The organism is Streptomyces sp. NPDC055506 (assembly GCF_053643595.1).
In genome coordinates this window covers 1-13,398 of sequence record NZ_JBSHKH010000178.1, presented here as the reverse complement: position 1 = coordinate 13,398, position 13,398 = coordinate 1, and the positions used below count along the sequence as shown (strand labels likewise).

Genomic DNA, 13,398 nt, shown 5'->3' with positions numbered 1-13,398 from the left:
CCAAGCGCACCACACAGCCGCTGGATCACACCGCCGAGCAATTGCAGTCGCTCGTCCGCGCCGCGATCGGGGACTAGCGCTGCGGTGGTCGCCGGGACCTGGAACATTGGGCACAGGGACGTTTCGCGAAGGAAGGATCGGCCGGCCATGTCACTCGCTCGCGTGCACAACTTCTCCATCTCGCTCGACGGCTTCGGCACCGGTGAGGGTCTGAGCCGTGAGGCCCCGTTCGGCCATGCCGGCGAGAGGCTGCACGAGTGGATGTTCGCCACCCGGTTCTGGCACGAGATGACTCGCCAGTCAGGCGGGACCCGCGGCCTCGACGACGCCTTCGCACGGCAGCACACGCCCGGGATCGGCGCCGAGATCATGGGCGCGGGGAAGTTCGGTTACCCCGGATGGCACGACGACCCGGAGTGGAAGGGGTGGTGGGGGCCGAACCCGCCGTTCCACACACCGACCTTCGTCCTCACCCATCACCCTCGCTCGTCGATCGAGATGGAGGGCGGCACGACGTTCCACTTCCTCGACACCCCGCCCGCCGAGGCACTCAAGACGGCCCGCGAGGCAGCGGGCGGCCAGGACGTACGCATCGGCGGGGGCCCCACCGTGGTCCGCGACTTCCTCGCCGCCGGGCTCATCGACCACCTGCACATCACGGTGGTCCCGATCCTGCTCGGCCGCGGCGTACGCCTCTGGGACGGGCTGGAGGACGTCGAGAAGGACTACGAGGTCGAGGCCACCTCCTCGCCCGGCGGAGTCACGCACGTGACGTTCACCCGTACGGGCGTCTGAGCTTCCGGCGGGCGGCCCCCCGCGACCGGGTCCATAGGATGGGGCGTTTCGTCCGACCACGTACGAAGCGCAGGGGCTGATGTCACGGCCGAACCTGACCACCGCCATGGCCACCCGACTGGTGGACCTGTTCCGTCGCAGCGGACTGGCCGAAGGCGCGCACGTCACCGAGCAGTGGGCGGCGGACGCGCTGGAGGTCTCGCGCACTCCGGTGCGCAAGGCGATGCTCTTCCTCACCGAGGTCGGCATCCTCGACCGCGTCCCCAACCGCGGCTTCTTCCTCACGCGGGACGCGAGCGCGCTGGCCCGGCCCGACCTCGGTGACGGCGAGGACGTGGAGCGGACGGCGTACTTCGAGATCGCCGACGATCACGTGGGCGGGCGCTTCACCGGCTCCTTCACCTCGGCCGACATCAGCCGCCGCTACCGGCTGCCCCCGCGTCAGGCCGAGCGTGTGCTCTCCCGTATGGAGGCCGAGGACGGCGCCATCCCCGCTGCCAGCCCGGGCGGGCACTGGCTGGCGGGCCGGTCGGTCGCCCGGCGTGACCTCAACCAGTACTCCACGCGCCGCAGCAACCACGAGGTCATGCTGCGGGGCGGCGTCCTGCCCCTGGAGTTCGCCGAGGGCGACAGCGGTGCGGGGCTCTCCTTCGCCGGCGCGGAGGACCTGGCCTTCGAGGGGCTCGACGACTTGTCGGTGGGGATCCGCCCCGCACCCCTTGGCGCTCCCCCGCGCACCACCGCCCGGCCGGAAAAGGCTTGGACGCCGCGGTCGCCGTCGCGGGACACTGCCGGACTCGACCGAAATCCACACATTCGCCGCAGCGAACACAGGGGTGGGATGGAAACGCCTGATTCTCGCAGGGTTCAGCCGGGCAAGCGCTCGGTCTTACTCGCACTTCGCTACTACGGACGGGAGTTGGCCCGGCTGCGTCGGCTGACGGTACCCGCGATGGTGCTCATGGCGCTGGGCAACATCGGAATCAACTATGTGGCGCCGCTGATCGTCGCCAAGCTCGTCGGCGACCTCGCCGGTGACAAGGACGTCACGGTCGACTCGGCGCTGCCGTACGTCCTCGGCTTCGCCGGTGTCCTGCTGCTCGCGGAGGCACTGTGGCGCGTCGCCCTGCACTGCCTCAACCGCCTGGACGCCCTCGGCATCGAGCATCTGTACGTGCTCGGGATGGACGAGCTGTTCGCCAAGGACGCCGCGTTCTTCCACGACAACTTCGCCGGTTCGCTGACCAAGCGGGTCCTGAGCTTCGCCTCGCGTTTCGAGCAGTTCGTGGACACGATGACGTTCCAGATCGTGGGAAGCTTCGTGCCGCTGGCGTTCGGCGTGGTGGTGCTGTGGCGCTACGAACCGCTGCTCGTCGTCGGTCTGCTGGTGACGATCGCGCTGACGGCGGTGCTGGTCGTGCCGCTCATCCGGCGCCGCCAGCGGATCGTCGACCAGCGCGAGGAGGCGATCGCCCGGGTGTCGGGCCATGTCGCCGACAGCCTGATGAACATGGACACCGTACGGGCGTTCGCCGCGGAGGAGAGCGAGGCGGCCGAGCACCGCTCCCGGGTCGCGGTGTCGCGCCGACTCACCGTGCGGTCCTGGGACTACGGCAACCTGCGCATCGACACGCTGGTCGCGCCGATGTCCGTGCTCACCAACGCGATGGGCCTGCTGCTCGCGGTCACGCTCGCCGGGGGCGCGCACGGTGTGGAGGCGATCGTGGTGGCCTTCGCGTACTACGGCAACGCGACTCGCATCATGTTCGAGTTCAACCAGATCTACCGCCGACTGGAGAGCTCGATGACGGAGGCCGCCCAGTTCACCGAGCTGCTGCTGACACCGCCGACCGTGCTCGACCCGCCGTCGCCGGAGCCGCTGTGCTCCCGGGCTGCCGATGTCCGCTTCGAGAAGGTGACTTTCGCACACCGTGGCGGCCGACCATTGTTCGACGGGCTGGACCTGGAAGTGCCGAGCGGGGCGAAGCTCGGTCTGGTCGGCCGGTCCGGCGGCGGCAAGACCTCGCTGACCCGGCTGCTGCTGCGGATGACCGACATCGACGCGGGCCGCATCCTGATCGGCGGCCAGGACATCAGCCGGCTGCGCCAGGCCGATCTGCGCAGCCGGATCGCCTATGTGCCGCAGGACCCGGCGATGTTCCACCGCACCCTGCGGGACAACATCGCGTTCGCCCGGCCGGACGCCACGGACGCCGAGATCCGCCGGGCGGCCGAGGCGGCCCATGTCACCGAGTTCGCCGACGCCCTGCCCGACGGCTTCGACACAATGGTGGGCGAGCGCGGCGTCAAGCTGTCCGGTGGTCAGCGCCAGCGTGTCGCACTCGCCCGGGCGATCCTGCGGGACGCGCCGATCCTGCTGCTCGACGAGGCGACCAGCGCTCTGGACTCCGAGAGCGAGCTGCTCGTCCAGGAGGCGCTGTGGCGGCTCATGGAGGGGCGGACGGCACTCGTGGTGGCGCACCGGCTAAGCACGGTCGCCACCATGGACCAGCTCGTCGTGCTCGACCGGGGCCGGATCGTCGAACAGGGCACCCACCAGGAGTTGCTCGCGGTCGACGGGGCCTACGCGAAGCTGTGGCAGCACCAGTCGGGCGGCTTCCTGGACGACGACCCGGGGCGGGCCGAGGTGGTGTGACAGCGGACGGGTTCTCAGCTGCCGCGCAGCAGGGGAAAGCCGTTCAGGATCCGCTGGAGGTGCATGACCTGCCGCGGAATGAACTCGGCGATCGTGAGGCCGACGACGTCCGCGGCCCGGTCGATGTCGGCGACGACGCGTCGTACCTCACCGCCGGTGAGACCGCCTGGTACGAAGCCGAGTCCGATCTCGTCGCTGTCGACGGTGTCGACGTCGAAGTGGACGGCGACGCGTGAGCAGCCGGTGGCCGCGAGCCAGTCGAGGACGGGCTGGGTGGAAGCACGCAGCTCGTCCGGGCCGAACGACCGGATGCCCCACTCGGCGACGTTGGGGAAGTCGTCGTCGGTCCACTCGTGCAGGCCCACGAGCGCGACTCGGTCCGGGGAGACGGTGGCCGGCAGCGGCTTCAGGACGTCGGGGTCGCCGTGGCCGGTGAGGGCGGCGACGGCCATGGCGTGGTAGCCGTGGTAGTCGCTGTCCGGCGTGCCGATGTCGGGGTGCGAGTCGATCCAGACGACGGCCAGGTCGTCGCCGTAGCGGCGGGCGAGTTCGGCGAAGGGGGCGACGCTGACGGAGCACTCGCCGCCGAGGGTCGTGATGCGTGCCGGTTCGTGGTCGCCGATGACGCGCAGCGCGCTCTCGAGCTGTCCGACGACGGCCGACTTGGCCTCGACACCGTCGCGTTCCTCGAGGCCGTCGTCGGTCAGGGTGACCGGGACCGTGGCGGTGGGGCCGTCGTGCGGGGGCAGGACGGCTTCGAGCACGGCGGTGCCGACCGCATAGCCCCGGCGCGCCGTGTCGAGCGGGAACTCGGGGGCGAGTTCCCCGACGACGGCCGCGCCGGCGCCCTGCCACTGGGGCCAGACGAGACGCAGATGAGCGTCGGCGAGGGTGGTGGCGTGGGTCATGGATCTCCCATCCGGGGGGCGGGTGAGGTGCCGTCGCTGCGCTGGGCCTCGGGGGCGCTCCAGCTGGCGAGCAGGGCGAGGGTCTGGGCGGAGGCGGAGCCCGGTTCGGCGGTGTAGACGCACATGGTCTGGCCCGGATCGGCGGGGAAGGCCAGCGTCTCGTGGTGCAGCGTGAACTCGCCGACCACGGGGTGGTGGAAGTGCTGCGTCCCGTAGACGCACTGGGCCACCCGGTGGCTGTCCCACCAGGAGCCGAACTCGGGCACCTTGACGACGGCTTCGCCTATGAGTTCGTTGAGCCGGGTGTCGTCGGGATGACGTCCGGCCTCCAGGCGCAGATTGGCCACGACGATCTCCGCGACCTCGTCCCAGTTGAGGTACAGCTCGCGGGCGGCGGGGTCGAGGAGGACGTAGCGGACGAAGTTGCGTTCCCGGTACGGCCGTGCGTCCCAGTCCGTGATCAGGGCGCGGGCCAGTTGGTTGGCGGCCAGCACGTCCTGGCGGTGGTTGACGACGAAGGCCGGTGAGACGCCGTTGAGGAGGTCCAGCATCTGATGGACCTCGGGGCGCACGCGCTGCAGGCGCTCCGGGCGGCGGCGCCGGGCGCGGGTGGACGGGGGCCGGGCGAGGTCGAAGAGATGGCCGCGCTCGTCGTCGTCCAGGCGCAGGGCACGGGCGACGGCGTCCAGCACGGCCTCGGAGACATTGGGGTGGCGGCCCTGTTCGAGGCGGGTGTAGTAGTCCTTGCTCACACCGGCCAGGTGCGCGACCTCCTCACGGCGCAGCCCCGGAACCCTGCGGACGCCGCCGCCCGGGGGCAGGCCCGCGTCACCCGGGCTCAGCCGTGCCCGGCTGCTGCGCAGGAAGTCTCCCAGTTCGGCGTTCTGCTCCATCACTCCAGTATTCGCCCGGCGCCGGCCGCTCATCCGGTCCAGGGTGGCCCACCTGGTCCCAGGCTCGGCCGGGCCGGGTCCGGCTCATCCCCGTCCGGCCGGTGCCCGGGCCGTCAGGGCCTCCAGGAGGAGGTCCACCGCCTGTTCGAAGGAGCTGTCCGCCATTCCGGGCAGCTCGGGGCGGACGGTGGTGAGGGACGGGTAGGTCTCCGGGTCCAGGTCCTGATAGACGTCCCGCCAGGCCCGGTGGTCGGAGTCTCGCTGGTGGCGTGGGAGGGCGTGGAACGCGGCCTCGGTGGCGGCGTGGCTGAGGACGGTGTCGATGAAGGCCAGGTACAGGCGGGCGGCGTCGGCCGGTGCGAAGCCCGCGTTCAGCAGGAGGCCGATGCCCGTGTCCACGGCGTGGATCTCGTTCCGGCGCCGGGTCACCCGGTGTGCGGCCATGGCGGCCGCCCGGGGATGGGCGAGGTATCCCGCACGGACCCTCGTCGCCATCTCGCGCAGCGAGGCCACCCAGTCCTCCCCGGGGACGAAGCCGGCCATCGCGTCGCCGATGATCCGGTCGGCGATCGCGAGCACCAGGTCGTCGGTGCCGTGGAAGTAGCGGTACAGAGCGGTCGGGTCGCAGCCCAGTGCCGCGCCGAGCCGGCGCACGCTCAGCGCCTCGGGGCCGTGCTCCCCGATCAGGCGCAGGGCGGTCTCGACGATCAACTGCTCCGACAGCACGACACCGGAACGGGTGGGCCGGCGGCGCCGGCGCTCCTGCGGGACGCGGGTGGTCATGACCCGGACTCCTCTCGTCGCACGCGTGTGCAACGCAGTGAACGGCTCCGGCCCGCCTTACGTCAACAGGGTTGACCCAATGTGGACGCCGGTTGTTCCATCACATTCCCGCGCGGCTCTTCCCACCATTCCCCCGAGGAGCCTTCATGTCGTCCGCACCGCCACCACGCCCCGCTCTGCGCCGTTCCCTCGGTGTCGTCGACGGCGTCGCCATCGCCGCGTCCAGCACCGCGGCCACCACCAGCATCGCCATCGGCATGGGCACGATCGCGACGATCGTGGGCCTCCAGGCCCCGGCGCTGCTGCTCCTGGCGTTCCTGCCGGTGCTCGGCATCGCCACCGCCTACGCCCGTCTCAACCGCTCGGAACCCAACTGCGGCAACGGCTACACCTGGGTCGGCAGATCCCTCGGCCCCTGGCCCGGCTTCCTGACCGGCTGGGTGACGCTGGTCGGCTCGGTCATCTTCTGCGCCTACACCAGCGCGATCATGGGCTCGGTCGTCCTGCTCTTCGCCAACAAGGCCGGCCTGACCAGCCTCGCCGGCATCGCCCTCGATCCGACGTCCACCGGTGTCTGCACGGCGGTCGGCCTGGTGATCCTGCTCGCCCTCACGGCCCTGGCCGTCACCGGTGTCCGGGGCGCGACCCGGTTCCAGTTCGCCCTGCTGGTCTTCGAGTACGCGGTGCTGCTGGGCTTCTGCGGCTGGGCCCTGATCACCGGCGACCACGCCTTCTCGCTCTCCTGGTTCAACCCCTTCGAGATCTCCAGCGGCACCAGCTTCGCCCAGGGCATGGTCCTCGCGGTCTTCTTCTTCTGGGGCTGGGACGCGGCCTTCAGCGTCACCGAGGAGACCAAGCGCCCGGACGACGCGGCCCGCGGCGGTCTGATCGCCCTCTTCGCCATGCTCGGTCTGTTCCTCTTCGCCTCGGTCGCCTTCCAGCGGGAGATGAGCCTGGCCGAACTCGTCCGCAACGGGCCCCAGGCCCTCCCCTACCTCGGGGCGAAACTGGCCGCCGAGCCCTGGGCCACCCTGCCCCTGGTCGCGCTGATGTTCTCCGCCGTCGCCTCCGTGCAGGCCACCCTGATCCCCACGGCACGCGGACTGCTCGCCATGGGCCGCGACCGCACCATGGGACCGCTGTGGACCCGGGTCCACCCGAGGTACGGCACGCCCGCCGTCGGCACGGCCGTCGTGATGTCCGTCGCCGCCGTGATCGCCCTGCTCGCCTTCGCGATCCCCAAGCTGAGCGACATGCTGCTGGCCGCCGTCAACGCCATCGGCCTGATCGTCGCCCTCTACTACGGCCTCACCGCGCTCGCCTGCGCCGTGCGCTTCCGCTCGGCGCGTCATGACGGACCGCGCGAGGCACTGCTCGCCGTCGGGGTGCCCGCGGTGGCCGGGCTGGTGCTGCTGGGCCTCGGCGGCTACCTCGGATACTCGTACCTGACCATGAGCGATCACTTCGAACTGAGCCCGGACAACGGCTGGTTCATGTTCTCGCTGCCCGCCGTGATCGTGCTCGCCGGGCTGGGCATGGCGGCCGTGGCCAAGTACGTCAGGCGCTCGCCGTACTTCACGACGGGGCACGGCACCGACGCCGACGCCCTCACCCTCCCGATGGACCGCACGGCGGTCTGAACCCCCCATGGAGTTCACCCTCATGTCGCACCCCCACGCCACGGGACCGGCCGACCTCGTCTTCACGGGCGGCCCCGTGCACACCGTCGATCCCGCCCGCAGCCGCGCCACCGCCGTGGCCGTGCGCGGCGGGCGGATCGCCGCCGTCGGCCACGACGAGGTGCGCGAGCTGATCGGGCCCCGCACCGAGGTCGTCGACCTCGCCGGGAAGCTGCTGCTGCCGGGCTTCCAGGACGCGCACGTCCATCCGCTGGGCGCGGGCATCGAGCTCGGCCAGTGCCATCTCGGCGACACCGTCGACCCGGCCGAGTACCTGCGCAGGATCAGGACGTACGCGGACGAGCACGCGAACGCCGAGTGGATCACCGGTGGCGGCTGGTCCCTGGAGGCGTTCCCGGGCGGCTCCCCCACCGCCGCCGCCCTCGACGCGATCGTCCCGGACCGCCCCGTCTTCCTGCCCAACCGCGACCACCACGGCGCCTGGGTCAACACCCGGGCCCTGGAGCGCGCGGGCATCGACGCCCGTACACCCGACCCCGCCGACGGCCGCATCGAGCGCGACGCCGACGGGAACCCGACCGGGATGCTCCAGGAGGGCGCGGTCCACCTGGTCGGCCGGCTGCTGCCGCACCCCACACCCGAGGAGAAGCTCGCCGCTCTGCTGCGCGCCCAGGCCGTGCTGCACTCCCACGGCGTCACCGCCTGGCAGGACGCCATCGTCGGCACGTACGCCAACATGACCGACCCGGCGCCCGTCTACCAGGCCGCCCTCGACCGGGGGTTGCTCACCGCCCGGGTCGTCGGCGCGCTGTGGTGGGACCGCGAGCGCGGCGCCGAGCAGATCGCCGAACTGACGGCTGCCCGCGACGAGTTGAGCCGGGACCGGTTCCGCGCCGGCACGGTGAAGATCATGCAGGACGGCATCGCCGAGAACCACACCGCCGCGATGCTCGACCCGTATCTGACCGGCTGCGGCTGCTCCTCGGACAACAGCGGGATCAGCTTTGTGGAGCCGGGCGAGCTGCGGAAGTACGTCACCGAGCTGGACGCGCTCGGCTTCCAGGTCCACTTCCACGCGCTCGGCGACCGCGCGGTGCGTGAGGCGCTGGACGCGGTGGAGTCCGCCCGGACCGCAAACGGCCGTCGCGACACACGGCACCACCTCGCGCACCTCCAGGTCGTCCACCCCGACGACCTGCCGCGCTTCCGTGCGCTGGGCGCGAGCGCCAACCTGCAGATGCTCTGGGCCGCGCACGAACCGCAGATGGACGAACTGACGCTGCCCTTCCTGGGCGCGGAGCGCGGCGCGTGGCAGTACCCCTTCGGTGATCTGCTGCGCGCCGGCGCGACCCTCGCCGCGGGCAGCGACTGGCCGGTCAGCAGCCCGGACCCGCTCCAGGCCATCCATGTCGCCGTCAACCGGATCTCCCCCGACGCACCCGGGGGCACCCCTGCCTTCCTGCCGGAGCAGCGCCTCGATCTGGGCACGGCCATCGCCCCGTACACGGCGGGCAGCGCCTATGTGAACCACCTCGACGACACCACCGGCAGCATCACCGCCGGGAAGTCGGCCGACCTCGTGGTCCTCGACCGCGACCCGTTCGCGGGCCCGCCCGAGGAGATCGGCGCGACCCGGGTCCTGGAGACCTTCGTCGAGGGCCGGCGCGTCCACTCCGCCGGGTAAAGGCCTGGGGCGCGGACCCGCGGGCGTGTTCCAATGCGCCTGCGGGTTCCGCGTAAACGGGTGGGGGACGAGTCATGGTGGAGTCGCCGGGACGCATGGTGCTGCGGTCCGTTCTCTGGCTGCTGATCGCTGTCGTGGCTCTCGGGCTGGGGGTGGCGTCAGCGCTCCAGATCCGGGGAGCGCTGGAGCGGGAGCGGGAGTTCCGTGCGGCGCCCGAGTGCGCCGCTGTTCCGGCACGGGCGTCGGGGTGTGTGTGGGAGCAGGAGTTCACGGTCCGCGAGGCCGACACGAACCGTGGGGAGAGGAACGCGTCCCCGGAGGCGGAGCTGGTGCTGCCGTCCGGCAAGCCGTGGCAGGTGACGTTCCTGCGGGCCGATCCCGTGGTCTCCGAACTGGAGCCGGACGACAAGGTCGTCGGCCTGATCTGGCACGGGCAGGTCGTGGAGGTACGGGACGCCGAGGGGCGGCGGCAGCAGACGTCCGACGGACCCGTGGGCTGGCCCGAGGACCGTCTGGGCGGCGCGCTGGCCTGTGTGTCGTTCGGCCTGGCGGCTCTCGTGGGAGCGCTGTGGCCCCTCCTCGCTCGGGGCGACCGGCGGCATGCGAAGGCGGGCATGGTGGTGCGGTGGCACGGCGTCGGCCTGGGCGCCGGCGCGATCCTGACCCTCTGGGCGCAGTCGGCGAACGACTGGCCGATGTGGGCGATACCGGCGATCTGGGGGCCGCTCGCGCTGCTCACCCTGGCGTCCATGACGGCCTTCGCGCTCGCCGCCCTGCGCGGCGAACTAGGTGACGACGCACCCGCCGCCCCGCAGGACCCTCAGCCGCAGGCCACGTGAGAGCCGGCCTGTTGAGGATCATGTCTGCCGGGCGTGCACAGGGCTGTTGGCGACATCCTCCGGGCAGGTCCCGTGCGCCTGCCGGCTCCGCCGGTCGCGCCGCCAGTCGAACGTCGCCAGGGCCAGGGAGGCCGCCATGCCGACGAGGGCGGCGCCCAGCGCGACGACGAGGGCGCCCCGGTAGTCGTCGCTCCCGCCGAGCACCAGATAGAAGAGCCCGGGCAGGGCGGCGGTGCCCACGGCTGCGCCGAGCCGCTGCCCGGTCTGCAGAGCGCCGCCCGCCGCACCCGCCATCTGCACGGGGACGTCGCGCAGGGTCATGGTGATGTTCGGGGAGATCACACAGCCGCTGCCGGCGCCGCCGAGGAACAACAGCGGGGCGGCCGCCCAGGGCGCGACGTCGAGGGGCGCGAGGCGGAGCAGCAGCGCGGTGCCGCCCAGGCCGACCATCACCGCCGCGAGGCCGCCCACGGTGAGCATGCGCCCGAGCCGGTCCACCAGCCGCCCGGCGACCGCGGCCGCGCAGGCCGAGCCGATGGCGAAAGGCGTCACGGCGAGGCCGGACCGCAGCGGGGAGAAGCCCAGGCCGTCCTGGTAGAAGAGCGCGAAGACCAGCCAGACGCCGCTGAAGCCGACGAAGTAGAGCGTGCCGACGCCGGCCCCGACGGCGTAGCCGCGCACGGTGGTGAACAGGCGCGGATCGAGCAGCGGATCCGTACCCCGGGCCACGAGGCGGCGCTGCCGGCGCGCGAAGGCGGCCAGGAGCACGGCACCGGCGAGGAAGAGCCACCACAGCCGCCCGATGCCGCCGGAGCCCGCCTGGACCAGCGGAAACATGAGCGCGAGGACGCCGAGGCCGAGGAGTAGGACCCCGGGCAGGTCCACATGGCCCCGGCCGGACCGCTGGGTGCGGGGCAGCAGGCGGCGGCCGAGCAGGACGGCCAGGATGCCGATGGGGACATTGACGTAGAAGATCCACCGCCAGCCCTGGGGGCCGTCGGCCAGAGCGAGGATCATGCCGCCGACGAGGGGGCCGACGGCGGAGGAGATGCCGACGGTGGCGCCGAAGAATCCGAAGGCGCGACCGCGTTCGGCGCCGCGGAACATCTGCTGGATGAGCGCGGAGTTCTGGGGCGCCATGAAACCGGCGGCCAGGCCCTGGGCGAGCCGGGCCGCGATCAGCAGCGTGATGCTGGGGGCCGCTCCGCAGGCCGCGCTGAAGACCACGAAGCCGCTGAGGGCGAGCAGGAAGATGCGGCGGCGGTCCAGCGCGTCACCGAGGCGGCCGGCGGTGACGAGTGCGAGAGCGAAGGCGAGGGCGTATCCGGACACCACCCACTGCACCTGCGCGGGAGAGGCGTGCAGGCCGCGCTGGACGGAGGGCAGGGCGACCACCACGATCGAGACGTCCAGCAGGCTCATGAAGCCGGCCACCAGCGTGACCCACAGGGCCCGCCACCGGCGCGGATCCGGCTCGTACCCGGCAGCCTCCTCGGCCGACGCTGTCACCTGGGCTCCTCTCGACCGGGGCCCCGCCTTCACCCCGGAGGAATCACGTTCCCCCACCAGGGGACGGGCACACGCCGCGGCCCGCAAGCGGAATCGGCCGGACGCCGGGAAGATCGTCTGTGACGTGGACGAGCGTTTGAGCGCGCGAGAACTGTGCAGGCGTTGTGCTTGGGAAAACGACCGGCGAAAGGAACGACGTAATGGCGGCGCCCGACAATGACGAGTCGGTGGATCCCGCGGCTGTGAGACGACACCGGGTTCTGTTCCGCGCGATCGAGAAACGACGCCACCCGAAGCTGCGCCGCAGCGACATCACCGTGACCGACGACGCGGCCGTCAAGCGCGCCACGAAGGCCGCCGCCCTCGGCAACGCGATGGAGTGGTACGACTTCGGGATCTACAGCTATCTGGCCGTGACCATCGGGAAGGTCTTCTTCCCGTCCGGGAACGACACGGCCCAGCTGCTCAGCTCCTTCGCGACGTTCGCGGTGGCCTTCCTGGTGCGTCCGCTCGGCGGCATGGTGTTCGGGCCGCTGGGCGACAAGGTCGGCCGCAAGCGCATCCTCTCCCTCACCATGATCATGATGGCGGTGGGGACCTTCGCCATCGGTCTCGTCCCCTCGCACGACGTCATCGGCATGTGGGCCCCGGCCCTGCTGATCTTCTTCCGGCTGGTGCAGGGCTTCTCGACCGGCGGGGAGTACGGGGGCGCCTCGACGTTCATCGCGGAGTACGCGCCCGACAAGAGGCGCGGCTTCTTCGGCAGCTTCCTGGAGCTGGGCACGCTCGGCGGCTACGTCGGGGCCTCCGGCCTCGTCGTCATCCTCAACAGCGTGCTCAGCGCGGACGAGATGCTGGCGTGGGGCTGGCGCATCCCCTTCCTGGTCGCGGCGCCGCTCGGGTTCATCGGCCTCTATCTGCGGCTCAAGCTGGACGAGACGCCCGCCTTCCAGAAGCTGGAGGGCGGCCAGGTCAAGGCGAGCGAGGCCGCCGACTCCGTGGAGACCTCGGCCACCGGTGACCTCGGCAGGATCTTCACCCGGTACTGGCGGCCGCTGCTGCTGTGCCTCGCGCTCGTCGCGGCGTACAACATCAACGACTACATGCTGCTGTCGTACATGCCGACGTACCTGTCCGACGAGCTGGGCTACGGCACCAATCACGGGCTGCTGATCCTGCTCATAGTGATGGTCCTGCAGATGTGCGTCATCAACTACGTCGGTCGGCTGTCGGACCGCTTCGGGCGCAAGCCGCTGCTGATGACGGGGATGCTCGGCTTTCTCTTCCTCTCGCTGCCGTCCTTCTGGCTCATCCGGCAGGGCAGTGTCGTCCTCATCGCCCTGGGTCTGCTGCTGTTGGGGCTGTCCCTGGTGACGATGCTCGGCACGATGTCGGCGGCGCTCCCGGCGATATTTCCCACCCACGTCCGCTACGGGTCCCTCTCGGTCGCCTACAACCTGGCCACCTCGCTCTTCGGCGGCACGACGCCTCTGGTGATCACCGCGCTGATCAGCGCCTTCGACTCGACGCTGATGCCGGCGTACTACGCCACGGGCGCCGCCGTCATCGGCGTCATCGCCGTGCTGTGCATGCGGGAGACCGCCAACAAGCCCCTGGCGGGCTCGCCGCCGTCCGTGGAGACGGAGGCGGAGGCGGCGGAACTCGTCCAGGCGCAGTCACCCCAGCCCAAG

General features: G+C 71.5%; 10 protein-coding genes and 1 pseudogene. 7 read left to right on the top strand and 4 right to left on the bottom strand.

Annotation, left to right across the window (positions count from 1 at the left end):
- The first annotated feature begins 147 nt into the window (after positions 1-147).
- The 3 genes and pseudogenes from ACWIF2_RS37485 (at position 148) to ACWIF2_RS37475 (ending at position 3,451) form a co-directional block, all read left to right on the top strand.
- On the top strand, positions 148-795 hold the full coding sequence (locus tag ACWIF2_RS37485; protein ID WP_454365727.1) for a dihydrofolate reductase family protein: 648 nt from the start codon (positions 148-150) through the stop codon (positions 793-795).
- A 79-nt stretch (positions 796-874) separates the two neighbouring features.
- Positions 875-1,063, top strand: a pseudogene (locus ACWIF2_RS37480) (GntR family transcriptional regulator); the annotation flags it as partial.
- A 573-nt stretch (positions 1,064-1,636) separates the two neighbouring features.
- Entirely contained in the window at positions 1,637-3,451 is a 1,815-nt protein-coding gene (locus ACWIF2_RS37475) for an ABC transporter ATP-binding protein (RefSeq protein WP_454365729.1), read from the top strand.
- Positions 3,452-3,465: 14 nt separating this feature from the next.
- Here the strand turns inward: ACWIF2_RS37475 and ACWIF2_RS37470 are convergent, their stop codons facing one another.
- From ACWIF2_RS37470 to ACWIF2_RS37460, 3 genes are all read right to left on the bottom strand, one after another.
- Positions 3,466-4,359 (bottom strand): arginase family protein, encoded by an 894-nt coding sequence (locus ACWIF2_RS37470; protein ID WP_454365725.1) that lies wholly within the window; start codon positions 4,357-4,359, stop codon positions 3,466-3,468.
- Complete coding sequence (locus ACWIF2_RS37465) at positions 4,356-5,252, bottom strand: helix-turn-helix transcriptional regulator (protein WP_454365723.1); 897 nt, start codon at positions 5,250-5,252, stop codon at positions 4,356-4,358. The genes ACWIF2_RS37470 and ACWIF2_RS37465 overlap by 4 nt, the downstream gene beginning before the upstream one ends.
- An 84-nt stretch (positions 5,253-5,336) precedes the next feature.
- Positions 5,337-6,035, bottom strand: a complete 699-nt coding sequence (locus tag ACWIF2_RS37460) for a TetR/AcrR family transcriptional regulator (protein ID WP_454365721.1) — start codon at positions 6,033-6,035, stop codon at positions 5,337-5,339.
- Between the two features lie 146 nt (positions 6,036-6,181).
- Here ACWIF2_RS37460 and ACWIF2_RS37455 point away from each other — a divergent pair, with 146 nt between their 5' ends.
- The 3 genes from ACWIF2_RS37455 to ACWIF2_RS37445 all read left to right on the top strand — a co-directional run bounded on the left by ACWIF2_RS37455 (position 6,182) and on the right by ACWIF2_RS37445 (position 10,198).
- The gene (locus tag ACWIF2_RS37455) at positions 6,182-7,675 is read left to right on the top strand and encodes an APC family permease (RefSeq protein ID WP_454365720.1); all 1,494 of its coding nucleotides are present in this window, start codon (positions 6,182-6,184) and stop codon (positions 7,673-7,675) included.
- A gap of 22 nt (positions 7,676-7,697) precedes the next feature.
- The gene (locus tag ACWIF2_RS37450; RefSeq protein ID WP_454365718.1) at positions 7,698-9,359 is read left to right on the top strand and encodes an amidohydrolase; all 1,662 of its coding nucleotides are present in this window, start codon (positions 7,698-7,700) and stop codon (positions 9,357-9,359) included.
- Between the two features lie 74 nt (positions 9,360-9,433).
- The gene (locus ACWIF2_RS37445; RefSeq protein WP_454365716.1) at positions 9,434-10,198 is read left to right on the top strand and encodes a hypothetical protein; all 765 of its coding nucleotides are present in this window, start codon (positions 9,434-9,436) and stop codon (positions 10,196-10,198) included.
- 18 nt (positions 10,199-10,216) lie between these two features.
- Here ACWIF2_RS37445 and ACWIF2_RS37440 read toward each other — a convergent pair whose 3' ends face one another.
- Positions 10,217-11,707 carry an MFS transporter gene (locus ACWIF2_RS37440; protein WP_454365714.1) on the bottom strand — a complete coding sequence of 497 codons (1,491 nt, stop codon included), beginning with the start codon at positions 11,705-11,707 and terminating at the stop codon, positions 10,217-10,219.
- 200 nt (positions 11,708-11,907) lie between these two features.
- Here ACWIF2_RS37440 and ACWIF2_RS37435 point away from each other — a divergent pair.
- Positions 11,908-13,398: MFS transporter (locus ACWIF2_RS37435; protein WP_454365712.1), on the top strand; the 1,491-nt coding region annotated here is incomplete at its 3' end.